This is a genomic window from Bacillus sp. BF2-3 (assembly GCF_008368795.1).
GTDB lineage: Bacteria > Bacillota > Bacilli > Bacillales > Bacillaceae_G > Bacillus_A > Bacillus_A cereus.
In genome coordinates this window covers 157602-181926 of the sequence record NZ_QOSA01000001.1, presented here as the reverse complement: position 1 = coordinate 181926, position 24325 = coordinate 157602, and the positions used below count along the sequence as shown (strand labels likewise).

Genomic DNA, 24325 nt, shown 5'->3' with positions numbered 1-24325 from the left:
TTTCATTTATTCAAATGATTATTTGATTGATCATCCTGTTCTTTTCTTAACTCTTGTTCTTCATCTTTTGGTAATTGTTTATCATTATCTTTAATTGGATTCGTTTCTCTATTTTCTATCATATCATTTGGAACTTGTGGCATTACTCGGCCCACAATAGCGGCTAATTCATCTAGTATACCTTCACCTGTTTTTCCTTTTTTAATTTGCTTTCCGATTTGTTTGAGGCGTTCATACGTATCAACATCTGCTACAACGACTGCATTAGCACCGTCAGGGTCATTTTTTAAACTTTCTGCAACAGAGTATTTAATTGATTCAACTCGAGTTCGATCAAGTTTTGCTTTTACATCAATACCTACAATAGCATATTTTCCAACAACGACCGCTGTTGCATCATTCACACCTGGCACACTTGCTGCTAAAGATGCTAAATGATCTGCTGCTTTTTCATTTGGCTTATTTGATTTATTCGTATAATTAACATTTTTCATTGAAACATTTTTTTGTTCCGGCTTTTCGTTTGGATTGTCTTTTTTTCCAATACTGCATCCAGTTATAACGAAGCAAAGCATCAATATATATATTAGAGTTTTCATTATTTTCACCACTTCACTATTAAGGTTTAATCATAAATTTTTTCAACAGCTTGCATTTTCTTTACCTTTTCCTCGGCCCCGCTATTAGCATTAATGAATATTTGGTACGTATCTTTTCCTAAAGTGCCTACAAATTCATAGCAAAGCACTTCATTATGCAAATCATTGACTACTAAAGCTTTACGTTCTTCCATGACTTTTACATCCGGATTGATTTTCTTTCTTGCTTCTGCTGCAGTTAGCTTTGCCGATGGAACTGTTCGCTTTTGATGTGACGCTAAGTATTCTTTTGCGGAGAACCCAACGATAGAACCATCATCTAAAGCAATTTTCATTTGGATTGCTTCTGGATAAATTCGTACTCCATTTTCATTTACTACATACGTAAATACACCAACATTATCATATTGAGAGCTATCATAAAGCTCCATATTATTAAACTTATGGTCCTTTAAAAATTTCAAACCTTTGCTACCTGCATCGTTTAAACTAACTTTCTGTTCTTTAATTTCGCGGTTATTCATAACCCAAATTGGATATCCGCCTTTTCCGGTAATATCCATATAGAACTCATTGTTCGTTGCTTCATCTTTAATTTTCACACTATAGAAGGATTCTTTCGCACCTTTTCCGCTTTTCTCAACATCTACTTTTTCATTTCCTTTTAAATTCAAAAACGATTTTGCAATTTTCGCCGCTTTATCTTTAGAAATTGCCTTTCCTTCCGCTTCAAATCCACCTTTTTTATTTTTTTGTGCACTTGTAAAGGTCGGTCCGAAGTTTGTAGAAGAATATGATGTTACGTTTTTCTCTACAGTTTTCAATCCATCAATAATTGTGTTATCTGCTGGATCGCGATTTGATGCAAGTGCCATTTCTACATCCATCCAGCGTAAATTATTTTTCAAAACAAGATGTTGTACTTTTCTTAGTTCATCTTGTATATTTCCTGCATTTGAATATAAAGTTTGTAGCGTTTTATATTCTTGCTCATTTAACGGCTCTTTTTCTAAATCACGAATGGCTGCACGGTAACTGAAATCACCGATATTCGCTAAAAATTCTTCCGTTTTATTAAATGGCATTAATGTTAAAGGTAGTTGTCCTACATCTGAGCGAGCTTCAGATGTTAAACGCCATACATCCGCTAATGCAGGTGATAAAGATGATCGTGAATTCATCGCAAGTGTTGTGCCAATTTTATCGTGTAATAAATCGACTTCGTATGCTAAATCATGGAATGCACGTTGATAGCTATTTTCCGCTCGAATTAAAACCGCATTTTTCTCTTGGTGCTCTTTATAGCCCCAATAGCCTGTTCCTACTACACCGACTGTTAATAATACAATGATAATACCTCGTAACATTGTCCCACCTCCGCTCTATTTACAGAAAATATGTTTACCGATTTTTTTAATTTGTGGACGAGTCCAAATCCATTTACTAGTCGCAGTATCTGGATTGAAATAATATAAAGCATTTCCTGTTGGATCCCATCCGTTAATCGCATCTAAAACTGCTTTTTTTGCTGTTTCATTTGGTGTTAAATATATTTGTCCATCGGCTACCGCTGTAAATGCTCTAGGTTCAAAGATTACACCTGAAACAGTATTTGGGAATGACGCACTTGTAACACGGTTCAAAATAACAGCAGCTACTGCAACTTGTCCTAAATACGGTTCACCACGTGATTCTCCGTATACTGCGTTTGCCATCAGCTGAATATCATTTTGAGAATAACCGTTCGGAACATTTGTCCCTTTATTTTGAGGTGGTTTATTCTCTTGTGCAGTGCCACCACTATTTCCTTTATTCGTTGTCGTTCCTTTATTAGCAGTTGATTTGTCATACTTCGTTGCCTTCACGAGCATTTGCTTCGTTTTAGCTCCAGCTAAACCATCAACGGGTAATCCAAATTTCTCTTGAAAATTCCGAAGTGCCCAATATGTACCCCATCCGAAAACACCATCTACTTTTCCCGTATAAAATCCGTTATATTTTAAACGAGATTGCAGTTCAATGACATCTTCGCCCGATGCTCCTCTTTGAATGACTTGATTAGAAAATGCTTCTACATTCTTTAGTTGTATACTACTGACCATTAAAGACAGTCCTATGAACGCAAGTAAAACCGCTATTTTAAACATAGCTTTTTGGCGCATAATTTTCCCTCCTTAATTATGTAAATGATTTCTTGGTTATGTTTTGTAAAAGCCTCGCTTTTATGTAAAGAAGACAAAAAATCCAAACTAATATCGTAGAAAGAAAATGTAAACAATATAAAAAAAGGATAAAAGGAGTTCATCATGAAGAATTTGTTAAAGCGTGTCGCACTCGTCCTTCTGTTCCTAACAACATGTTCAAATGTATATACAGGCTCATCAATTGTTCAGGCGCAGCCGCCGTATGCAAAATGGGGTAAGCTTGCTGTAGAGAAAACGAAAGAACAGTACCCAAAAGCAGAGATTATTGATTACCTTCATATAGGTAGAAAACCAAAAACCGTTCAAATAACAGTTGAAAAATTCAAATTGTGGCTACGTGAAGACGGAAAAGAATATGGTGTTTTTGTTGATGTGGAATTTGAAACGAAGACGGAGAAATTTATTAAAATGTCGTTTCAGAAGACGAGTAGATAAAATGAAAGAAACCCGGCTATTTAGATTCATAACAGCCGGGTTTCTTTCATTTCTAAAATTCTTTTCTAAAATATCGATTCCCTAAAAATCTTACCAATATACAAATAGTGCCAATTACAACTGCTATCCCTATACTGTATAAAAGTACTCTACCATATCCACCTATTCTCGGATCTAAAAATGGATAAGGATACCAATTCACGATTGGACCACGAATTAAGCTATATACAACGTAAAAAAACGGGAATAAGAGCCAACTTGAAGCTTGTTTCCAAGTGATTTTCTTATTTGGTGGATTTAATATCCAATCTAAAAGCATAGCAATTGGCATGATATAATGTAACACCGTATTTACCCATGGTATTGCCGTTTGAAGTGATTCTTCTAACCCTCTTAATAATAAAAAATAAATGAGTCCAGTCGTAAGTATGTATACCGTTGCTGCACCACGAAGTATACCAAACTGTTCTGATCGACCAAATGTAGCTGTTCCGATACTACTTAAAAGGAGAATACATGCAACTAAAATGTTACTTTCGATCGTGAAGAAACTAAAAAAGTTAACTGGATTGAACGGTTTCACTTGTGCCCGTATTATAAATTGCGTAATGATTGCACTAAATGCTAGAAGGCTTAAACATAGTCTAAATAAAGATAAAATTTTTTCATCCTTCATACATTCCCTCCTTTTCTTATATATAATTAGAATTTCCCTGTACATGCTCAATAAATAATTTTAACGGAACGAGCCCACGTTTTGGCATATGACTACTTATAATAGATACTACTTCTAATTGAGGAATGATAACGATGTATTGTCCGCCGTATCCCATAGCGAAATATATACAATACGGTATGTGAAATCTTTCGTTATGTAATACCCACCAGTGATATCCATATGCGCCGACATGTTCATATGTTTCAAATTGCGCCCTACTTGACTCTTTTAACCATTTCGCTGATACAATTTCTTTTTCATTCCAATATCCATTTTGCAAACATAATTTTCCTAATTTTAATAAATCGGTAGATTTCATTTTCATACCGAAGCCACCTACATATATACCCTGCGGATCTTGTTGCCACTCGTATTCGTTAATTTTTAATGGATCAAATAAATATTTCTTTGCAAACCGCTCTGTCGACATTCCAGTAGCTTCTTGAATAATATAGCTCAGTAAATGAGAAGAACCTGAATTATAATTCATTTTTGTAGCAGGTTCTTCAATTATTGGCTTTTCTAATATGTACTGTACCCAGTTCTCTGATTCTACAAAGTCATTTGGGAATACTACTCCATTCCCAAACTCTTTCCAGTCCTCACCAGTAGTCATTGTTAATAAGTGATATAGCGTTAAATCATGTTTTTCCCCAGGTACATTTTCAATCCACTCTGTAATTGATGTATGTATATCATTTATATAGCCCTTATCAATTGCAATACCAATTAATAAAGATACGATACTTTTTGTAATCGAATTTATTTTATATAAGTTATTTGCACATTCGGGTGTTTTATAATACTCCGTTGTTAATTCCCCTTTTTGATAAACAAGAAATGTATTCACTTTTTTCTTTTCGAATTTATTTTCTAGTTGCTTGAAATCCAAAAACTTTACCTCCATTTAAATAGTTACTCCATTTATTATATCTTGTTCCTTCATTTTAAACATAATTGTGTTCAAATAAAAATAAACCTGTCAGCCATAATGAACTGACAGGTTTATTTTTATAATTTCGTACGAACATTCCAAAGCTCTGGGAAGAATTGTTGATCAAGTACTCGCTTTAAATAAGAAACACCGGAGGATCCACCTGTACCCATTTTATGTCCAATAATTCTTTCTACTGTTTTCATATGACGGAAACGCCATTGTTGTAGCCAGTCTTCAATATCAATCAATTTTTCAGCAAGCTGATATAAATTCCAATATTTTTTCACATCCGCATACACTTCCAACCATGCTGCTTCTACTGTTGCATCTTCTTCATAAGGCTGCGTAATATCACGGTTTAACACATCTTTATGAATAGGGAATCCTTCTTTTACTAATGCTTGAATCGCGACATCATATAGACTTGGTGCATGTAGCGCTTTATGAAGTCGTGCATGTAATTCTGGATCCTTTTCATAAATTTTTAATGCGTGTGGCGTTTTATAGCCAAGTGCATACTCAATCATACGATATTGATACGATTGAAAACCTGAAGCTTGACCGAGTGAATCACGAAACTCAATATATTCTGATGGTGTTAATGTCGCAAGAATATCCCAAGATTGAATAATTTGAGACTGAATTTTTGATACACGTGCTAACATTTTAAAAGCTGGTTGTAATTTATCTTGTTTAATAGATTCAATCGCCGCATTTAGCTCATGTAAAATGAGCTTCATCCAAAGCTCACTTGCTTGGTGAATAACGATAAATAACATTTCATCATGATGGTCCGATAATCTTTTTTGAGAAGATAGTAAACTATCTAATTGTAAATACTCCCCATACGTCATATTCTCTTTAAAATCCGTATGAATCCCTTTTTCCATAATTACTTTTTCATTTTCTTTCATATTAGCCAAACGCCCCTTTTATATGATTCTACTTATATTGGTCTAATAACGGCTCGAACTGGACTTCCATCTGCATCAGTTAATGCAAGTGGTAATGCAATAAGTTCATAATCACCGTCTGCTACATGATCTAGTACGACATTTTCTAAAATATGAATTCCATGTTTAAATAATTGATGATGCGCTGCTAATTCTTTATCATCTAGCGGATCAACTGATGGTACATCTACTCCGATTAAACGAATACCTTTCTCTGAAAGAAACGACGCTATGTCTGCACGTAAATGAGGGATCACCTCTGGAAATTCTTCAGCTTTTCCATGTGAAGATGTACGTAATAATAATCGTTCTACACCTTCTAAATGAAAGCTTTCTAATTCCTTTTTCCCGATGCTTTCAAGATTAGAAACGTCAATAATCCGCGCTGGGCCAACATAAACTTGAACATCTAAATCCAATACTTTCTTTCCATCATTATCAAAATGAAATGGTGCATCAATATGAGTGCCTGTATGAATACTCATCGTTAACTTTCCGACATTTACTGAGCCACTTTCTTCTTTTGACCATGAAACTTCATACGAGAACGGTGTGTCTCCTGGCCACGTTGCAATATTATTATTTAGCGGTTGTGAAATATCAATCCACTCTGATGTTTTCATATTTATGCCACAACCTCTCGCTTATTTTCAAACTGCTTATACTCTTCATTTTTCATAATTTTCTTTAATATTTGTACAGATTTCCACACTTCTTCGTATGTGTTATATAAAGCGACCGGCGCAAGTCTCACCCCATTTGGCGCTCTAAAATCTGGAATTACTCCATTTGCTTTTAGTGCTTTACATATACGTGCTGCTTCTGCATGCTCTAAATAAATGTGCCCGCCTCGTTTTTCATCCTCTAATGGATTTCCAATTGTAAATTCGAAACCTTTTAATTCATGTCCAATTAAATTCAGCATGTATCTCGTAATATGTAAAGATTTTTCACGTAAACGTTCAATACCAGCATCTTTGAAAATTTCAAGTGAACCAATTAATGGTGCTGTACTTAAAACGTGCGGTGTACCAATTTGATAAGCACCTGCATGATCAGCAGCTGTTAATGTATGCTCCATATCAAACTGCTTATCTTTTCTAGAACTAAACCATCCAGACAACCCTGGTAGTCTATTAAAATGTTTATTATTCACATAAATTCCTGCAACGCCACCCGGTCCTGCATTTAAATATTTATAATTGCACCAAACAGCAAAATCGACATCCCAATCTTTGAAATGATGCGGAATAGATCCTATTGAATGGCATAAATCAAATCCAATGTGAATGCCGCGTTTATGAGCTTCCGTTGTTAAACGTTTCATATCAAGAATTTGACCACTTCTATATAAAACAGAAGGTAATAAAATTAAAGCGATATCATCTTCCATCGTATGGATAATATCTTCTTCAGAAAGTGTTCTACCATCTCGGCTTTTCACTCTTACTAAATGCTCCTCTGGATCTAATCCTTTTAAACGAATTTGACTTTGAAGTGCATAAATATCTGATGGGAAAGTTAATTCATCCGCAAGTATTTTTGTACGTATTCCTTTTGGTTCGTAAAACGTCGCAATAACTTGGTGTATATTTGTAGTTGTAGAACCGGTTACAATAGTTTCTTCCGGTAAAGCACCAATAAGAGGGGCTGTAAGTTTACCTAATTTCTCTGAAAGGAAAAACCACGGGTGCTCACCTTCTGTCCAGCCGTCAATGCCATACTCTTTCCACGAATCTAGCAACGTAAGTAATGATTTCTCTGCTCTTTTTGAAAGTAGCCCTAATGAGTTTCCATCTAAATATATAGTACCTTCTTTTTTATAGAATTCAGTTTGAAAATCTTTCAGTTCATCATGTTTATCACATTCAAGCGCATACTCATAAGTTGGTTGAAATGGTTCTTTATACATGGTGTCACCTTCTCTTAATTTTCTTTTTATTCTAACTAATTGAAATATATCACCTTAATTGATACAACGTCAATGATATTATGTCAGTTGACTTTATATATGAACTTCTTTTACAATACAGTTATATTTTCAGATATTTCAGTATAAAGAGGTGATTCTTTGAAAAACTCTACTCTTTCATCAAGAAAACACCGCTCCTTAGAAACGAAGAAGAAACTATTACACTCTGGTTACACTATTTTTATAAATAATGGATTTCAAAAAACGACAATTACACAAATTATTAAACATGCAGAAACTGGTTATGGAACAGCATATGTATACTTCAAAAACAAAGATGATCTCCTAATTAGTTTAATGGAAGATGTTATGAATCAATTTTATAATATTGCTGAGCGCTCTTTTTCTCCACAAACAAAAGAGGAAGCACGTATAATGATCCAAAATCAAGTTAGAGCATTCCTGCAATTAGCAGATGTAGAACGCGCTATTTTGCAAGTTGTAGAGGAAGCGATAGGATTATCAAGAGAAATACGGCAAAAATGGGATGAGATTCGGGAACGTTTTATAACAAGTATTAAACAGGATATTACTTACTCTCAAGAAAGTGGATTAGCACAACCTAATTTAAATAAAGAGATTGTAGCACGCGGTTGGTTCGCGATGAATGAATCGTTTCTTTGGACTATTACGCAAAATGATAAAAAGATTAACTTAGAGGAAATTGTGTATACGTTAACGGAGATGTATACGACCGGGTTATATAAATAACACACCGTCAATAAGTAAGGTGTGTTATTTTACATCTATAAAAATATATTATCTGGGTATGGTAGCGCTAAAGTAGGCTTTTCAGAAAATGAGAAATATTGTAGTTTTAAAGATTCACCATCTATCGATTTCAGTTTTCCACTAGTAATTTCACATTCAAACACAACAACAATATATTCTACTTGATCGCCATTCGGATATATATGACGGAACCTTTCCCCTCCAAATACCCCTTTTTGTTTTTTTACTCGTACTTTCTATCCTGTTTCTTCCCACACTTCACGAACTACCGCTTCTTCTGGAGTTTCTCCAGACTCAATTGCTCCAGCTGGCAAACTCCAGTATTCCCCGCCAGGATATTGAAACAAAATATCTCCCTGCCCATTCTTTATAACGGCAGCTACACTCGGTATTAGAATTAGTTCATGGCCTAATTGCTCACGGATTTTTTTATAATATAGCGACATCGACATATAATTCTCTCCCACTCCAATAATAAACAACTGTATTTTCTGACACCTATTGTATAATAATACCAATAGCAATTTCTATATAGAAAGGATAAGAAAATTACTCCCCTTTATATCTGCTACACTAGATAATTTATACAGTTCTAAACCTCGCGTTTTCCATTCTTGTGAATCTTGTTTAATTATCTTTTTAAAATATTTTAGTAGTGGCCATAAAGCATACTCCTTATGATCTACATAACTAACAACATCCCATTTTAACTTTTCATTAATTTCACTCATAAGTTCGGGTATTACTACTTCACCATATTTTTTAAAACATTCATGAGTTTCTTCGTAATTTTAAAATAAAGTTTGATTAAAAATATCGTGTTAACCCGTATTCTATGGTAAATAAAAAGAATCCATTTTGAAAAAGATTGATCAAAATGGATTCTTATCCAGCAGGTTTATGTTTTGGTTTTATAAAAAAGTTTGATCATTTTCTATCAATGAAAACAATTAATTGACTATTTTTATTATGAAAAGGTCGGAGCAGGAAATTCATCAATTTTGATACGAAGTAAACTATAAGGTTTCTGTCGTAAGTCTTTTCCATAATGAAATCTAGGCTGTCGATGTAATTGGTTCACAATGACATACAAATATTGATCCGGACCAATTGAAAAAGTATCCGGCCACAAAATTCTCGGATCATGTGCGATAGTTTCCATTATGCCATTTGGCAATATCTTACGGATACTGTTGTTTTCATAATCTCCAGCATAAACAGTTCCCTTTGCATCAGTGATCATTCCATCAGACGCACCTTTTTCTCCCCAATACTCCACATGATAAGGTAAATTCATGTCCGGTATCGTTCTGTTTCTCAGGGCTTCTGTTGAGATCGAGAACAAATGCCGACTGGTTAGTGGAGCAAAAAATAATATCTTTCCATCGGGAGAAATCGCAAGACTATCAGACGCCAACCTAAATGGAGAAGTTGAACCGTCTTTGTTTCGATTCATTAAAATTTGACCTTCTACTTTCGGTAAAAAATAGGGATCGGGTGAAGTTGAATTTGCTCCATTTAACCGTCTAAACGCGTTTCCATTTGATAAATCTACGACGATAATAGCTCCTGGTCCTCTCGAAGAAGAATCCGTTATATAGGCATAACCTGCTTTTCCAACACGAAAATCAAAACGGACATCATTCAGATAAGTTGTAGGCAGGACAACATCTTCTGTAAAGGTATATACTTTTCTTATTGTATTGGTTTCTAAATCAACAGCGACTAATTTTGCTCCCCCTTTAATAGGTTCAGAAAAATTGGGTGCCGCTGTATCTAATATCCAAAGCGTTCCCCTTCCATCAGCAACTACACTTTGGACACTGATGAAAGTCATTGGGATATTCTCGGGGTTAGCCAAATTGGTTTGTAAATTAGGATAAGGCTGCAATTTATCCTCAAAAATTTCCGCCACCGTAAATTTAACATCGTCTCCCCATTTCGGAAAGCAAATGAAAATACGACCGGTTTCTGAAACAGTAACACCTGTAGGCATAGCCCCATAAAATGCATAAACTAGTTCTAAATTACCGAAATATTTTTCACTAGGTAACATAGGTTTCATAATATCCTCCTCAAGCATTCAAACGGGATATCTCCTATATATGATTTATATTTTTTCTAGTGCATGTTTCTTAATAAGTTTTTCTATACGAAAAGATGATTGAATTGATTGTTTTCGAAATTTAATAAGTCTGTCAGAAGAAAGGAAGCATTTTAATTTAAAGGTCTCCAGATGAAGTAGAATTCAATTAGCAGGTAGCGAAGTTCAATATTCCCGAATCAACGTTAAGCTGGTATAAAAAATGGGGAAATTTCCCCATTTAAATTTGTGAAAAAATGTACTTAAGCTAAACTGCCCGTTAGTTTAAGTGTAACACTTCACAAACAATATTTTGAGTATTCTTATTATTCCTGTTTCCTCAACAATCTGGCCCTTTAATTGAACAATAAAATAAAGGTGAGTACATATTAGTCATGTATAATATGCGCTCACCTTTATTTTTTTAGGATTTTTAGCTTTTAGGTCTTGATAATAATTTTTAGTGGTTTTATTAACAATTTATATTTAGTAAATGTGCTTTTCATGAATTTGATATAAGTCAAAAGAATTTCCTGTCCAATATAACTACGCATGTTAGCCCACTTCTTCTTTATCCAGTCTGCTTACAATTCCAACTATAAATTTATATTCAATCCTCCTCTTCTTAACCTTTTTAAACCTTTCTTTCGTATCAAAAATTAAACACGTTTTCCGAAACCACACTCGTACATATAAAGACTCAAAATAAATAGGTTTTATAATTCCTCGTTCTTCAAATTCAGTTCCATCTTTATTTTCAGTTTCTGTTCGAACGAACCACCTATTTCCGAAGCCAATTTCAATATACTTCACACACTAACCCCCATTAGGAAATTTCCCTTCTAACAATTCTATTATTTCCCCGGTAAGCGCACATTCCGACAGAACATGAGCCCACAAAGAAAAAGTAGATTACAAAAATCTACTTTATAACTTATATTTTTGCATTCGTTTATAAAATGTACTACGGGGTACATCTAATAGTTTTGCAGCTAATGAAACATTTCCGTTTGTCTTTTGTAATGCTTCAATCATGCTATCACGCTTTATTTTTTCGCGAAAATTCAATGTATGTTCGGTTTTATTTTTAACTTGTAACTCAAGTTGTTGTTGATTTCCCATCATTGTTTGTATCAAAAGAGCGACTTGTTTTTCGCATATTTCCCGTCCTTGCGACAAAATGTAAATGCGTTCTAATGCATTTACTAGTTCTCGAATATTTCCGGGCCATGTATGTTGTAAAAATTGATTGCAAATACTCTTCGGAAATACAACATTCCAATTCTTCTGTTCGCAAAAGTGTTGTATAAAATATGGGATATCCTCTTTTCTTTCTATTAACGATGGAACATATAACGGATAAACGTGCAAACGATAATATAAATCTTGACGGAATTTCCCTTCTTCTACTAACCGTAGTAAATCTTTATGTGTGGCAGTAATAATACGAATATTTACTGGTACCTCTTTTGAACTTCCTATTGGAGTTATTGTACGTTCTTGTAAAACACGCAATAATGCTACTTGCATCTCTGGTGGTACTTCACCAATTTCATCTAAAAATAATGTTCCTCCATTCGCTTGTTCAAATTTCCCTTTATATCCTTGACGTCGCGCACCTGTAAATGCACCTTCAGCATAACCGAACAATTCACTTTCTATTAATTCTTTAGGCAAAGAACCGCAGTTAACAGCTATAAAGGGCCCGTCTTTTCTTGGACTATTTTCATGAATCGCTCTCGCGACATATTCCTTCCCTACTCCTGTCTCACCACATACATACACACTAACATCAGTCGGTGAAACAAGCCTAATTTCTTCTAGTGTGTGTTGAAATGCTTTGCTTGTCCCGGTAACTCCTGGAAAAGTAATTCCTTTTATAAATGTGAAAGCAGAATATGTATTCATTTGTTTGTTTTCCTTTAAATACATACATTTCCCGATCATTCTTTCATTACTATATACCGGTATCTCTAATTTAGTTTCCAATCCATGGTGCACTAAATCTTCAAGTTTCATTCTTGACCAATTAGTTACTCGTTCCCGAACGCTCTTACTCGCAGAAACGATAACATCACGATGATTACAAATAACTACTTGTTCATCACTATCAATGACATCTAAAAAACGATGGATTAAGTGTAATTCATTTTGATGAACTCTTATGCTACATTCACGTTCAATCGCATGTGCAATTGAAGTTACCATACCGAGCATATATGGATGTGAAAATTCAATTGGACAGGAGAAATCTAGAATACCAATTAATTTCCCGTCATCGTTATGAATGGGAGCAGCCGCACAACTCCAGCTATGAGATGCCACGGAGTAATGTTCAGTACCACTTATCATAATAGCTTCTTCAATTTCTAGCGCTGTTCCTATTGCGTTTGTCCCCACAGCTGCTTCCGTCCATTTTACACCTTCAATAAAATTAATATGTTTCGCTCGCTTTAACGTTTGTTTATTTCCACTTAAGGATAGAACATAACCATCTGGATCGATTAATAATGCCATCATTTGTAGTTCATCAATGGTTTTTCTCAAATTTTGTATTTGGGGTAATGCTATATCAAGGAAAATTTCACTCTTTTTCTTTTGTTCTCGAAAAATATTAGAAGACAAAACTTTCTGACCTTTATTCATGTGAGGATTAACATTAGCCTGTTTACATCGATGCCACGATTCTGAAATTCTTTGATTTATGCGATTTGAATCAAGAACACCTTCATTAACAAACTTTTTCCATGCATGTAAGTAAAACGGTGAAGCTAACATTGTATCATCTCCCTTTTAATTGTTTTGGAGATTTATAAAACATACTTTTATTATAAAACTGAATAAAAGCGTTTTCAATACAACTAGCAATACGACACAAATATGTTAATAATTTGAATATCCTAATGCACTTCTTTATTCTTTTTTAGTAGCACTATATTTTGTATAATGGACGCAAACAAAATACATAACCAAAACCACTTTTGTGGATTACCATTTATAAAGAAAACAATCACGGCTATTGCAAATAAAATAGCGGATGCTAAACTAAAATATAATTTTGTTTTAATTTCTATTTTCCCTCACCCCTCTGTTACTTTACAGTACATACTAACTCTTCATTTTTCATCTCTACTATGTACTCCTGTAAAACATATTCTTTCCCGCCATGGTTTTCATACCATTCATGTATTCCTTTAATATGCCTCTCGTCACTTCTAATTTTCGATTCTATTTCATTATACTGTTCATAACTATCATATTCCCATATGGCAAATACTTCAGACGTACCATTCTTATTATCTTTCATCCAGCGTCCTATTAGCCTAGAACCATGCTTTAATTGATTAGGTAAGTTCGTATTATTGAAATGATCATTAAATACTTCTATGAATTCATTTTTCACTACATAGTACTTCCTTCTGTAAAACATACTTCTTCACCTCTTTCATGAAAAGTATTAGTAAATCTTCCCATCAATACCGTATTATAATACTTTCCATCCGATAGTCTTTTGTCATTTTTCAAAATGCCTTCTACTTCAAAACCTAATTTTTTATACAGATGAATAGCTTTCTCGTTTGTCTCTAATACTTGTAAAGATATTTTATTTACTGCATTTTCGTCAGCCCATTTAATAGATTGTTGTAATAGGCTCTTCCCCATTCTATATCCCCAAAACTCTTTTAAAATGCAAACGCCAAACTCCACTTTATGAGATAATCTCTTAAAATTTGATCCTTCACATCTTGAAAATCCAACGATTCGATTGTGCACTTCTGCAACTAAAAAGAGATTCTTAGTCTCTTCACTATCTGTTTTTATTATTTTTTGAAACCCTAGGTCATCTATAAATCCCTCTCCAGCATCTCTATCCATATTTTCAGTTTCTCCATCAATCTGAACTCTAATTTTCGATAACTGCTCAGCATCTTTCTCAGCTGCAGAACGAATTGTATAAGTTAATCCATTTATATAAAACTCTTGCTCTTTTACAATCATGTCAAACTCCTTTCAAATGAATATAATGGTGCTATTACAACTTGTTTACCTTGTTTCTCAAAGTCCTGAACAGTTTCTTTACTAGCCTCTTCGTCAGTTATAATAATGTCAATTTCTTTTAGAGACTCTCCTCTTATAAAACAATCTATTCCAAGTTTATTATGCGGAACTAAACAAATATTTCTTCTAGCAATTTCACTTACTCTTTTACTAAAATAAGCAACTTCAGGTGTTGCAGTACTAATACCTTGTAATGAAATGCCTCCACCTGTGGAGAAATAAAGGTCAATAGAAAATCTACTTATCAATTCAGAGGCAAGTGTATCAGTAATATTCCCTGAAGGTTTTACTTTTCCGCCAATTAAATACGTATCAATATTCTTATATTCTCGTAGATAACCAGCTATTTCTATAGAATTCGTAATAACCGTAAATGATACTTCCGGTAAATATTTCAGCATCGCATTATGAACGGGAGCCCCGCCAATAAAAATTGAATCACCTTCTTGTATATAAGATACCGCAACTCTTGCAATTGTGTCCTCATATATTGAGCTATCACTATAACGTTTAGTTGGTTCCGCAGCTAAGTTTCTCACTCGCGTAAGTTCAATTGCACCTCCGTGCGTTCTTTTTAATAAACCATCCTTTTCCATAATAGACAAATCTCTTCTTATAGAATCAATAGACATATCAAATCTTTCCGCAAGATCCTTTGCTATTACTCTTCCATCTGTATTAAGTCGTTCTAAAATTTTCTCTCGACGTTCTTCAGTAAACATGTTATCACCACCGTTATTGAAGGTTCAGAAACTTAAACTTTATTTTAATTATATGCATGCCTCTTCCGTTTTACAATATTTTCAATTCTTATTTATTCCGTTTTATACAGTCTTCTCCCTCTTTCTATCCTGTTAACTTGACAACCAAATAAATGTATATCTGTATATTACGCAAAAACACTTCCATTTACCTTCCTATTGATGTAAAATTATTCCTATGTTTTACTTTTTAATACAGAAAGGGATTACTATGAAATCATTAATCAAAACGACATGTACAGCATTATTATTTACTGGAATATTAACAGGATGTAATAGCAATACTACATCAAAACAAGAAAAGAGCGCTCTCGAAAAGAATGCAATGCACTATGGAGAAATAGTTAAAAACGAATACTATAGAGCGACAGTTGAGAATGCAAAGTTTGAAAAAATAGACAAAGAGCGGCGCCTTACTACTCGTGTTATGATTAATAATGTTCGAGACGATGGACAAACTATTGATCTTTCGGAAATAAAATATTTCATACAAGATGAAAAAACTGGTGAGAAATATGAAGGTGAAGCTCATCCGATAGATGACGAGCACTATAAAAATGTTCCACACGAGTTCTCTTTAACTACTGACGTTGTATTTGAACTGAAAACTTCACCAAAAGATTTAAATAATATGTATTTATACATAGATAGCAAAGCAGCGCCGTTAACAGATACATATTGGAAGCTTGATAATTTAGTATCTAAATAGAAAGACCAGTCTTACATGACTGGTCTTTTACATTCATACATTTAACTTTCATTAACACTTATATTCATTTTCTAATAACAACTTGAATAACATCAGCTAAACCAGTGTGCCCTTTCCCTTCAATTCGCTCTTGTTCGCCATTAAAGAAATGAATTACCTTATGTTCTTCACACCAAGTAAGGATATCAATTGGATCATACAGCATATCAACATCTTTTGGTCCACCAGTACCATAGTTTATTTGTTTTTTTGAGTAAACTTCAAACATAATTAAACCACCAGGCTTTATCGTTTGTATCATTTTACCTAATATCATTTTTTTATAATCATCATGAAAATGTCCAAATACCATAATTGCTGCATCATATTCATTTTCTGCCAAACTATCAGCCAATAAATCTACTTTTTTTGTATGCACGTTTACGTTATGCTTCTCTGCCAATTTTTTTGTCTTCTCTAATCCATCTTCCGAATAATCAATAGCTGTTACTTCGTTCCCTTGTCTTGCTAGAAATACAGCATTTCTACCTTCTCCCTCCGCGAAAGCTATTACTTTATTGTGATTTGCTAAACGAAATGCTTGTTCTTTAATAAATGTATTAGGTTCTTTACCGTAAAAATATTCATCTGATTTATATCGATCATTCCAAAATTTAGTCATCATCTTCTCTCCTTCTTCATATCATTTTCTAACTAAAATTAAAGATATCAAAGAGTCTTTTTATCCTTAATTAATTTAAAAATAAAAGCAGATTAAAAATCCACTTTTATTTTTTTCGCAAGATCTACGATTTTTTGATTTCGTAACTCTTCTTCCATTTTCTCTTCTGCTGCAAGCATTACTTCATTAATTAAACATCCAGGTTTGTCATGTAAACAACATTCAAACAATGATGTTTTACCTTCAATTGCATGTATAATATCTAAAAATGAAATATCTTCCCAATTCTTACTAAGCGAGTAACCGCCCTTTGGACCAGATGATGAATGTATCATCCCTTCCTTCGTCAACTTAGTTAGTATTTTAGACAAGTACGTTGGTGAAACATTTTGCATTTCTGCTAATTGGTGAACACTAACTAACTTATTTGGTGTAGCCTTTGCCAGAAAAAGTATTGTATGAAGAGCATAATTTGTAGCTTTAGAATATTTCATAGTACAGCCCCTATTGTAGACTTCATGTATCTACAATAACTTTATTTTTTTATTATGTCAAACGTTTGTAATGCTCCATAAAAAATTATTTATTCACAAGTAATACATCTGTCGCACAAATCGTCACTTCTCTAAATGGACAGTCAAATAAAACACCTAGTTCAAAACCATCTTCAGTAATAGCTATTTCATGATATAACCACCAAGCATTTTCAAAGTTTTCCGGCATAGAACAATTTGTTACTCCTATAAAGGTTACTTCAAGTTTATCAAATTCACTAAAAGTACCACTGCAATCTAATACGATAGACAAAGTATCTTCTGATTCTCTCTTTATTACTTTAATTACACTATCGTGTAGTGATGTCTTGTGTAACTGAGCGACATTTGACGGAAGTTTTTTCTCAATGGAATTAAAATATTCTACGTATGATTGATCTAATTGTGCCATTCTTTTCTCATAATCTGTTGTCCACTCTTGCATACGTTTTTTCAGTTCACCTAATGGATATTCTGAATTAATTGTGATGTTTTGTATAATTGAGTATATCGATTCAGGAAGGAATTTTAATAAATCTATTTTCCTTTCCTCTATTTCTTCCTTTAAACTTTGTATATCCATTTCCGACCATTCTTTTATAGACTCTATAAAACTTACAAATTCTAAAACTTGCATTTTTTTATACCATTCTCTTGTAAAATATTTCAATGACACCTCTCCTAAAATATCTTTACATCCAGTAAAAGCAATACATCCACTTATTATATCATTCCAATAACCATTTTTTCTAAAGAAATAATGTAAAAATGTAAATATTCCGCCTATTATTTCTAAAACTTCAGAATATTTACAAAAGTATAAAATTAGAATACATTTTAGCTGTACAAGATTCACCTGTACAAAAATTCAAACAAAAAGGGATGGTTATATGTTGAAGAAATTAGTAGCAGGGACATTAGTAGCGGGTTTTGCACTAACTGGAGGACTAGGTGCGGTAAGTGCTGAAGAAAAAAGTAACACAATTAAGTCATTTGATTATTTAAAAGTGGATGAACAAAATGTTAATTCATTTGCAAAATTAAGTGATCAGGATAAGAAAGATATCCAAATTACTATGGTATTACCAGAGCAAAATGAAAATGGAGATTGGCTAGCTTATGGTTTTACTAGCCGTGAAACATTAGATGCGTATATTGAAAAGGATAAAAAAGCAATTAAAAATAAAATTAATCCTTTAGGTAGCGGTGCTGGTAGTACTGATTTTTATGAACATAAAGATAAAGGTGGCCAATATATTTACTGGAGTAGCGGCTTTAAAAACTTACCATCTAGCTGGAATGACAGAATTTCTTCTGTAAGTACAGCGTCACCTTCTGCAAGTTATTCAACGACACTTTGGGAGCACACTTCAACACAAGGATATGGAAAAGGCGTTTTATTTAAACATGCTGATTGGTACGGTAAAACTGCTAATTTAGCTGCTGATTGGAACGATATTACTTCAGCGATTGAAATTAAATAGTAATAAGATATTTAATTTCTTCTATAAAAATTCAAACCACTATTCTCTCTTTCGTTTAGAGAATAGTGGTTTATCATATTTCCATTTAAGCATGTACAGCATGTCCTACCGCTTGCATTAACGCTTCATGAATCGCCTCAGATAAAGTTGGATGTGCTGCAATATAATCTCTCATTATATCAGCGGTAACTTCTGTATGAATCATTACGGTTCCTTGACCAATAAGTTCAGTTGCATAAGGACCGATAATAGAAATCCCTACAATTTCTTGGTATTTAGGTTCCACAATGACTTTTACTTTCCCTACTTGTTCTCCTAAAATAAGAGCTTTTCCGTTCGCTGTAAAAGGAAATTCTCCGATGAGAATATCACCATATTGTTCTCTTGCACCTTTTTCACTTAACCCGACACTAGCTATTTCTGGAGCTGTGTATATACATCGAGGCACAGCGTGATAATTTACTTTCACGTCTTCTCCACTTGCGTGTAATGCTGCTGTCGTTCCTTCATGGAAGGCAACGTGAGCAAGCTGAATCCCACCGATTACATCACCAGCTGCGTAAATATGCGATACGTTCGTTTGCATATGTTCATTCACAGAAATCCCTTTATTTGAAAACTGAACCCCTGCCTTTTCTAATCCTAATTGTTGCACTCGTGGTTTTCTTCCTACAGAAACAAGAACAAATTCTGGAGTTACTTCGTGAGTAATTCCCTCGTACTCAAATGAAGCTTGCTTCTTATAGTTATTTAATCCTTTTAAAACTGCTCCCGTAAAAATTTTCACACCATCTTTTTCTAATTTCTCTCTTAAAATATTCGCGATATCTTCATCTTCACCAGGTAGTAATTGCGGTGCCATTTCAACTATCGATACTTTTGTGCCAAGTCTACTATAAATACTTGCAAACTCACATCCTATTACACCACCGCCAACGATTAACAATGAAGATGGTACACTCTCAAGAGACATGGCATGGCTACTATTTAAAATCCATTTTCCATCGAACGGAGCGAATGGTAATTCTGTAGGTTCGGAACCAGATGCGATAATAAAGCTCTCTCCATCAACTACTTCTTCTTTATTTCCTTGTACAACTCGCACACGATGATCCGTTTCGAATTTCGCTTTTCCTTTTACAACTTTAATTTTATTTTTCTTCATTAAATATTGTATTCCTTGGACGAGTTGCATTACGATTTGTGATTTTCTCGCCTGTATTTGATCCCAATCAATTGATATACTTCCTGTATTAAGCGTAACTCCATAATCATTCGCTTTTCTCACAATGTCATGTATTTCAGCACTTTCTAACAGTGATTTCGTAGGCATACAACCAACATTTAAACACGTTCCGCCAAGTTCAGCTTCATCAATAAGAGTGACACCTTTGCCATTTTGAGCCGCGGTAATTGCCGCTACATATCCAGCTGGTCCGCCTCCCATTACAACTAGTTTACTCATTCTCTCACCTTCTCTTTATAAAAGAATTGTTATAGGTTCTTCTAAATAATGTTTAATTGTGCGTAAAAATGCAGCTGCTGGTGCACCGTCTAGTACACGATGATCGAATGTTAAACTTAAAGGTAACATACTACCTTTTTTTAATTTTTTCCCTTTATATACAGGAACATGTTCAATTGCGCCAATACCTAAAATGCCAGTCTCAGGTGTATTTAATACCGGTGTGAAATATTCAATACCAAAGCTACCTAAATTACTAATTGTAAATGTCGTTCCGTGCATATCATCACTACTTAAGCTACCTGCTCGCGCCTTTTGTGCCACATTCTTAATCTCTTTAGACAATTCTACTAAAGATAAATTATTTGCAAAGCGAATAGCTGGAACGATTAACCCTTTTTCTAATGCGACTGCCATGCCTAAATGCACATGTTCAAATTGATGAATTGCATCATCTATATAAGCGCTGTTCATTTCTTTATGCTCTCTAAGTGCTAATACAGCAGCACGCGAGACAAAATCCGTAATGGTTAATTTATTATCATCTCTTTTTTGTACAACTTTCGCTATTTCTTTATGTAAAGCAACTAAATCTGTTACATCTACTTTCATCGTTAACGTTAATTGTGCGCTATTTTGTAAGCTTGCGTGCATACGATTTGCGATCGCTTTACGCATACCAGTAACAGGAATCACGTTACTTTCTTCTTGTTCAGATATTTCCAGAACGTTTACTCTTACCTCAAGTGCTTTTAATACATCTGCCTTTGTAATCCTTCCGCCAGGACCTGTACCAACTAATGCCTTGGTATCCAGATTTTCAGACTTTGCAATTTTCTTGGCTACAGGTGAAATTTTAATTCTTTGCTTCGATACTTCTTTCCCATTTGCTTCTTGATTTTGTACATTTTGTACTTCTATATTAGATGTTTTTTCTTCTACAACATGTGTGCTTTCCTGCATTTCTACCTTTTCATTCGGTTTACCGATGTAGCAAATTACAGTACCAGGCGGCACTCCTTCATCTTCACTTACAGCTATATCAAGTACTGTACCATCAGCTGGCGCTTCAATTTCCGTTTCAATTTTTTCTGAATTAATACTAGCAATTAGTTCTCCTTTTGCTACATTATCGCCTGCTTTAATATTCCAGCTCGTAATAATACCTTCTTTCATCGCCATACCTAACTTCGGCATTACAACTTCTACAGCCATGTCTCTCTCTCCCTTCTCATCGTTTTATTACACATGTAATAAAGATTGGTCTCCGATCATTTCTGATACGGTTTCAATTACTTTTTCTGGTGTTGGCAAATACAACTTTTCAAGTGGTGGTGAGAACGGAACGGGTGTATGTGGTGCTGTAATTCGTTTAATAGGTGCATCTAACAAATCAAAACCTTTATCCGCTACAATTGCCGCAATATCTGTTGCAATACTACATCTAGGATTCGCTTCGTCAATGACGATAAGACGATTTGTTTTTTCAACAGATGATAAAATAGTATCTTCATCAAGTGGTGATAAAGATCGTGGATCAATTACTTCTACTTCAAGCCCCTTTTTCGATAATTGCTTTGCAGCTGCAAGCGCTGTATGAACTTGCTTTCCGATTGCGACAATTGTTACATCAGAACCTTCCCGTTTAATATCTGCTTTTCCTAATGGAATTGTATAGTATCCTTCTGGCACTTCACCTTTCATATTGTAAAGTGTTTTATCCTCAAAGAAGATTACTGGATCATCATCTTCAATTGCCGCTAATAATAAGCCTTTTGCATCATACGGTGTGGAAGGAACAATAACTTTAATACCTGGTATGCTCGTAAATAATGCGTACAAACTTTGTGAATGTTGAGCTGCTGCACTAAAACCAGCGCCATGCATCGTACGTACTGTAACGGGTACTTTTGCTTTACCTCCAAACATATAACGGAATTTCGCACCTTGGTTTAATACTTGGTCAAGACAACTACCGATAAAATCATTAAACATTAACTCAGCTATTGGACGTAACCCAGTTGCAGCAGCTGCCATCGCAGCTCCCATATAACCCGCTTCAGAAATTGGTGTATCCAATATACGATTTCGGCCAAACTCTTGTACAAGTCCTTTCGTAACACCAAGAACACCACCCCAAGCTTCATCATCTTGCAGGTGATCAACTTGTGCACCGCCTGCAACATCTTCACCTATTAAAATTACATTTTCATCACGACGCATTGAGATTTTCATCGCTTCATTAATTGCAGTTGACATACTTACTGTTCTAGTCATAATTTTTCACCCTCCTCTTATTTGTAAGAAACGTATACATCTTTTAATAATTCTTCATCGTCTGGGTATGGACTATTTTCACTAAATTCAATGGATCTTTGTACTGCATCATCTACTGCTTTTTCCATATCAACAAGTTCAGATTCTGTTAATAAACCTTCATGAATTAAATGCTTACGGAAATTCACAATTGCATCTTTTTCGTTTAAATGTTCTTCTTTTTCTTCTGATGTTTTATATGTTTGCGCTTCACCTTCGAAATGACCATAATTACGATATGTCATACATTCAATAATTGTTGGACCATCACCATTACGCGCACGTTCAACTGCTTCTGCAGCAGCTTTATATACAGCTAGAAGATCTTTTCCATCTACTTGAACACCTGGAATATTATAAGCTTTTGCGCGATCAGCGATAAAATCACAACTTGAAGCATATTCAAATGTAGTTGCTTCACCGTAACCGTTATTTTCTGCAATAAAAATAACTGGTAACTTCCAGATCGCCGCTAAATTAACCCCTTCATGGAATGTTCCTTCATTATTTGCTCCGTCACCGAAGAAGCAAACACTTACATCTTTTGTTCCTTTATATTTAGCTGTTAATGCTGAACCGCAAGCAAGTGGGAAACCCCCGCCTACAATGCCATTCGCACCAAGCATTCCTTTATCTAAATCGGCAATATGCATGGAACCGCCTTTACCTTTACATAATCCTGTCGCTTTCCCGAAAAGTTCAGCCATCATACCATTTAAATCACAACCTTTTGCGATACAATGTCCATGACCTCTATGTGTACTTGTAATACTGTCACTATCCGTTAAGTGGGCACATACACCAACCGCTACCGCTTCTTCACCTGCGTATAAATGAACGAAACCTGGCAAAACGCCTTGCGCGAACAATTCATGCACCTTATCTTCAAACTTACGAATTTCTAACATTTTTTCGTACATCCAACGAGCTTGTTCTTTCGTAATTTCATTCCCTTTACTTTCAGTTGTTTTTAACATGTCCAGCCCTCCTATTTTCTTGTTCGTCCTTTATATTGCAAGTATTGTGCCAATTTCGAATCCTTGTTTTAATAGGTTTTCTCTATCTTTTAACAATAAAAAAGTGGACAAAATGAGACGTTTGTCTCGTTTTGTCCACCTTTGTTCCCTTAATAAGAGAATTGTTACTTTATTCATTATCAAAGTTTTTCTGTAATTTTCGGATGTAAATAATTTGACCAATATGATATGCATTATGAGTTGTTACATTCGCTAGCACTTCCCACCACTTTGCAGAAACAGGAAATCCCACTACATCACTTTCAACCTTTTCTTCATTTATGAGATTTTGCCATTGTAACAGTTTTTCTAGTAGTTTTTCCCGTAATTCATCGAAAGTTTGATTATCTGAGAGCATAAAACTTTTGTTATTATCTCCTATAGCGGGTACTGCATTCACATTTGATTCTTTATACCTAGTTTGCCACGTAGAGTTCCAATACAGTAAATGTTGTACGATTTCAGCTATACTATTACTCTCTTCATTCGGTTTCCAGAAAGCTTCCCTCTCAGATAAATCCTTAACTGCATCTGAAAATGGCATATACCAACTGGGATCATTTGCATTCGCTAATAGCTGATCTGCTAATACAGCTTTTACATGGACCATTTTTCTTCCCTCATTTCATTATCATATTAATATACACTACTCTATATACGCTGATTCCCTATAATCCCCTTTTTTTAC

At 34.4% G+C, this 24325-nt stretch carries 26 protein-coding genes and 1 pseudogene; 4 read left to right on the top strand and 23 right to left on the bottom strand.

Translation table 11 applies throughout. The features are described from left to right. Positions 1–2: 2 nt before the first annotated feature. The 3 genes from DN401_RS01030 to sleB are packed head-to-tail and all read right to left on the bottom strand — an operon-like array spanning position 3 to position 2761. Entirely contained in the window at positions 3–599 is a 597-nt protein-coding gene (locus DN401_RS01030; protein WP_000854053.1) for a YhcN/YlaJ family sporulation lipoprotein, read from the bottom strand. 26 nt (positions 600–625) lie between these two features. Further along, positions 626–1966 carry a germination protein YpeB gene (gene ypeB, locus DN401_RS01025; protein ID WP_149287443.1) on the bottom strand — a complete coding sequence of 447 codons (1341 nt, stop codon included), beginning with the start codon at positions 1964–1966 and terminating at the stop codon, positions 626–628. A gap of 15 nt (positions 1967–1981) precedes the next feature. Further along, positions 1982–2761 carry a spore cortex-lytic enzyme gene (gene sleB / locus DN401_RS01020; protein ID WP_001249063.1) on the bottom strand — a complete coding sequence of 260 codons (780 nt, stop codon included), beginning with the start codon at positions 2759–2761 and terminating at the stop codon, positions 1982–1984. Positions 2762–2905: 144 nt separating this feature from the next. Between sleB and DN401_RS01015 the strand changes: the two genes are divergently transcribed. Next, on the top strand, positions 2906–3238 hold the full coding sequence (locus tag DN401_RS01015; RefSeq protein ID WP_000793375.1) for a DUF3889 domain-containing protein: 333 nt from the start codon (positions 2906–2908) through the stop codon (positions 3236–3238). Between the two features lie 52 nt (positions 3239–3290). On the opposite strand, the gene DN401_RS01010 is transcribed toward DN401_RS01015, so the two are convergent. From DN401_RS01010 to kynU, 5 genes are all read right to left on the bottom strand, one after another. Then, complete coding sequence (locus DN401_RS01010; RefSeq protein ID WP_000650955.1) at positions 3291–3914, bottom strand: Pr6Pr family membrane protein; 624 nt, start codon at positions 3912–3914, stop codon at positions 3291–3293. A gap of 16 nt (positions 3915–3930) precedes the next feature. Beyond that, positions 3931–4848, bottom strand: a complete 918-nt coding sequence (locus DN401_RS01005) for a serine hydrolase domain-containing protein (protein ID WP_000346251.1) — start codon at positions 4846–4848, stop codon at positions 3931–3933. Positions 4849–4967: 119 nt separating this feature from the next. After that, positions 4968–5807, bottom strand: coding sequence for a tryptophan 2,3-dioxygenase (kynA, locus tag DN401_RS01000; protein ID WP_000661957.1), 840 nt, complete (start codon positions 5805–5807; stop codon positions 4968–4970). 32 nt (positions 5808–5839) lie between these two features. Further along, positions 5840–6469, bottom strand: a complete 630-nt coding sequence (kynB, locus tag DN401_RS00995) for an arylformamidase (RefSeq protein ID WP_000858074.1) — start codon at positions 6467–6469, stop codon at positions 5840–5842. A 2-nt stretch (positions 6470–6471) separates the two neighbouring features. Next, positions 6472–7758 (bottom strand): kynureninase, encoded by a 1287-nt coding sequence (gene kynU, locus DN401_RS00990; RefSeq protein ID WP_075677120.1) that lies wholly within the window; start codon positions 7756–7758, stop codon positions 6472–6474. A 159-nt stretch (positions 7759–7917) separates the two neighbouring features. Here kynU and DN401_RS00985 point away from each other — a divergent pair, with 159 nt between their 5' ends. Next, the gene (locus DN401_RS00985; RefSeq protein ID WP_149287442.1) at positions 7918–8529 is read left to right on the top strand and encodes a TetR/AcrR family transcriptional regulator; all 612 of its coding nucleotides are present in this window, start codon (positions 7918–7920) and stop codon (positions 8527–8529) included. A 35-nt stretch (positions 8530–8564) separates the two neighbouring features. Here DN401_RS00985 and DN401_RS00980 read toward each other — a convergent pair. The 7 genes and pseudogenes from DN401_RS00980 to DN401_RS00945 form a co-directional block, all read right to left on the bottom strand. After that, positions 8565–9002 (bottom strand): annotated as a pseudogene (locus tag DN401_RS00980) (NUDIX hydrolase). 515 nt (positions 9003–9517) lie between these two features. After that, positions 9518–10615, bottom strand: a complete 1098-nt coding sequence (locus DN401_RS00970; RefSeq protein WP_000803865.1) for an L-dopachrome tautomerase-related protein — start codon at positions 10613–10615, stop codon at positions 9518–9520. 573 nt (positions 10616–11188) lie between these two features. Next, complete coding sequence (locus tag DN401_RS00965) at positions 11189–11446, bottom strand: DUF3977 family protein (protein WP_000873830.1); 258 nt, start codon at positions 11444–11446, stop codon at positions 11189–11191. A 114-nt stretch (positions 11447–11560) separates the two neighbouring features. Continuing rightward, complete coding sequence (locus DN401_RS00960; RefSeq protein ID WP_149287441.1) at positions 11561–13411, bottom strand: sigma-54-dependent Fis family transcriptional regulator; 1851 nt, start codon at positions 13409–13411, stop codon at positions 11561–11563. A gap of 313 nt (positions 13412–13724) precedes the next feature. After that, positions 13725–14063 (bottom strand): NIPSNAP family protein, encoded by a 339-nt coding sequence (locus DN401_RS00955; RefSeq protein ID WP_000499992.1) that lies wholly within the window; start codon positions 14061–14063, stop codon positions 13725–13727. Next, positions 14036–14632 (bottom strand): GNAT family N-acetyltransferase, encoded by a 597-nt coding sequence (locus DN401_RS00950; RefSeq protein ID WP_000635680.1) that lies wholly within the window; start codon positions 14630–14632, stop codon positions 14036–14038. The genes DN401_RS00955 and DN401_RS00950 overlap by 28 nt, the downstream gene beginning before the upstream one ends. Then, entirely contained in the window at positions 14629–15414 is a 786-nt protein-coding gene (locus tag DN401_RS00945) for a DeoR/GlpR family DNA-binding transcription regulator (protein ID WP_000493652.1), read from the bottom strand. Before DN401_RS00945 ends, DN401_RS00950 begins: the two co-directional genes overlap by 4 nt. Positions 15415–15664: 250 nt before the next feature. On the opposite strand from DN401_RS00945, the gene DN401_RS00940 reads away from it, so the two are divergent. After that, positions 15665–16162 (top strand): hypothetical protein, encoded by a 498-nt coding sequence (locus tag DN401_RS00940; RefSeq protein ID WP_000838466.1) that lies wholly within the window; start codon positions 15665–15667, stop codon positions 16160–16162. A 64-nt stretch (positions 16163–16226) separates the two neighbouring features. Here the strand turns inward: DN401_RS00940 and DN401_RS00935 are convergent, their stop codons facing one another. From DN401_RS00935 to DN401_RS00925, 3 genes are all read right to left on the bottom strand, one after another. Beyond that, the gene (locus DN401_RS00935) at positions 16227–16826 is read right to left on the bottom strand and encodes a class I SAM-dependent methyltransferase (RefSeq protein WP_002204770.1); all 600 of its coding nucleotides are present in this window, start codon (positions 16824–16826) and stop codon (positions 16227–16229) included. A gap of 89 nt (positions 16827–16915) precedes the next feature. After that, positions 16916–17317: an Rrf2 family transcriptional regulator gene (locus DN401_RS00930; RefSeq protein ID WP_000877642.1), complete on the bottom strand. Its 402-nt coding sequence runs from the start codon at positions 17315–17317 to the stop codon at positions 16916–16918. An 85-nt stretch (positions 17318–17402) separates the two neighbouring features. Then, positions 17403–18026 carry a DUF4085 domain-containing protein gene (locus DN401_RS00925; protein WP_000873447.1) on the bottom strand — a complete coding sequence of 208 codons (624 nt, stop codon included), beginning with the start codon at positions 18024–18026 and terminating at the stop codon, positions 17403–17405. A 220-nt stretch (positions 18027–18246) separates the two neighbouring features. On the opposite strand from DN401_RS00925, the gene DN401_RS00920 reads away from it, so the two are divergent. Then, a complete protein-coding gene (locus DN401_RS00920) occupies positions 18247–18840 on the top strand; it encodes a hypothetical protein (RefSeq protein WP_000914434.1) in 594 nt (197 codons plus the stop codon). A gap of 85 nt (positions 18841–18925) precedes the next feature. Here the strand turns inward: DN401_RS00920 and lpdA are convergent, their stop codons facing one another. The 5 genes from lpdA to DN401_RS00895 form a co-directional block, all read right to left on the bottom strand. Beyond that, a complete protein-coding gene (lpdA, locus tag DN401_RS00915) occupies positions 18926–20305 on the bottom strand; it encodes a dihydrolipoyl dehydrogenase (RefSeq protein WP_000041232.1) in 1380 nt (459 codons plus the stop codon). A 15-nt stretch (positions 20306–20320) separates the two neighbouring features. Continuing rightward, complete coding sequence (locus DN401_RS00910) at positions 20321–21520, bottom strand: dihydrolipoamide acetyltransferase family protein (protein WP_149287440.1); 1200 nt, start codon at positions 21518–21520, stop codon at positions 20321–20323. A gap of 27 nt (positions 21521–21547) precedes the next feature. Continuing rightward, entirely contained in the window at positions 21548–22582 is a 1035-nt protein-coding gene (gene acoB, locus DN401_RS00905) for an acetoin:2,6-dichlorophenolindophenol oxidoreductase subunit beta (RefSeq protein ID WP_149287439.1), read from the bottom strand. A gap of 17 nt (positions 22583–22599) precedes the next feature. After that, complete coding sequence (gene acoA, locus DN401_RS00900) at positions 22600–23598, bottom strand: acetoin:2,6-dichlorophenolindophenol oxidoreductase subunit alpha (protein WP_060852068.1); 999 nt, start codon at positions 23596–23598, stop codon at positions 22600–22602. 169 nt (positions 23599–23767) lie between these two features. Next, positions 23768–24247, bottom strand: a complete 480-nt coding sequence (locus DN401_RS00895) for a DinB family protein (protein WP_060852067.1) — start codon at positions 24245–24247, stop codon at positions 23768–23770. Positions 24248–24325: the final 78 nt, after the last annotated feature.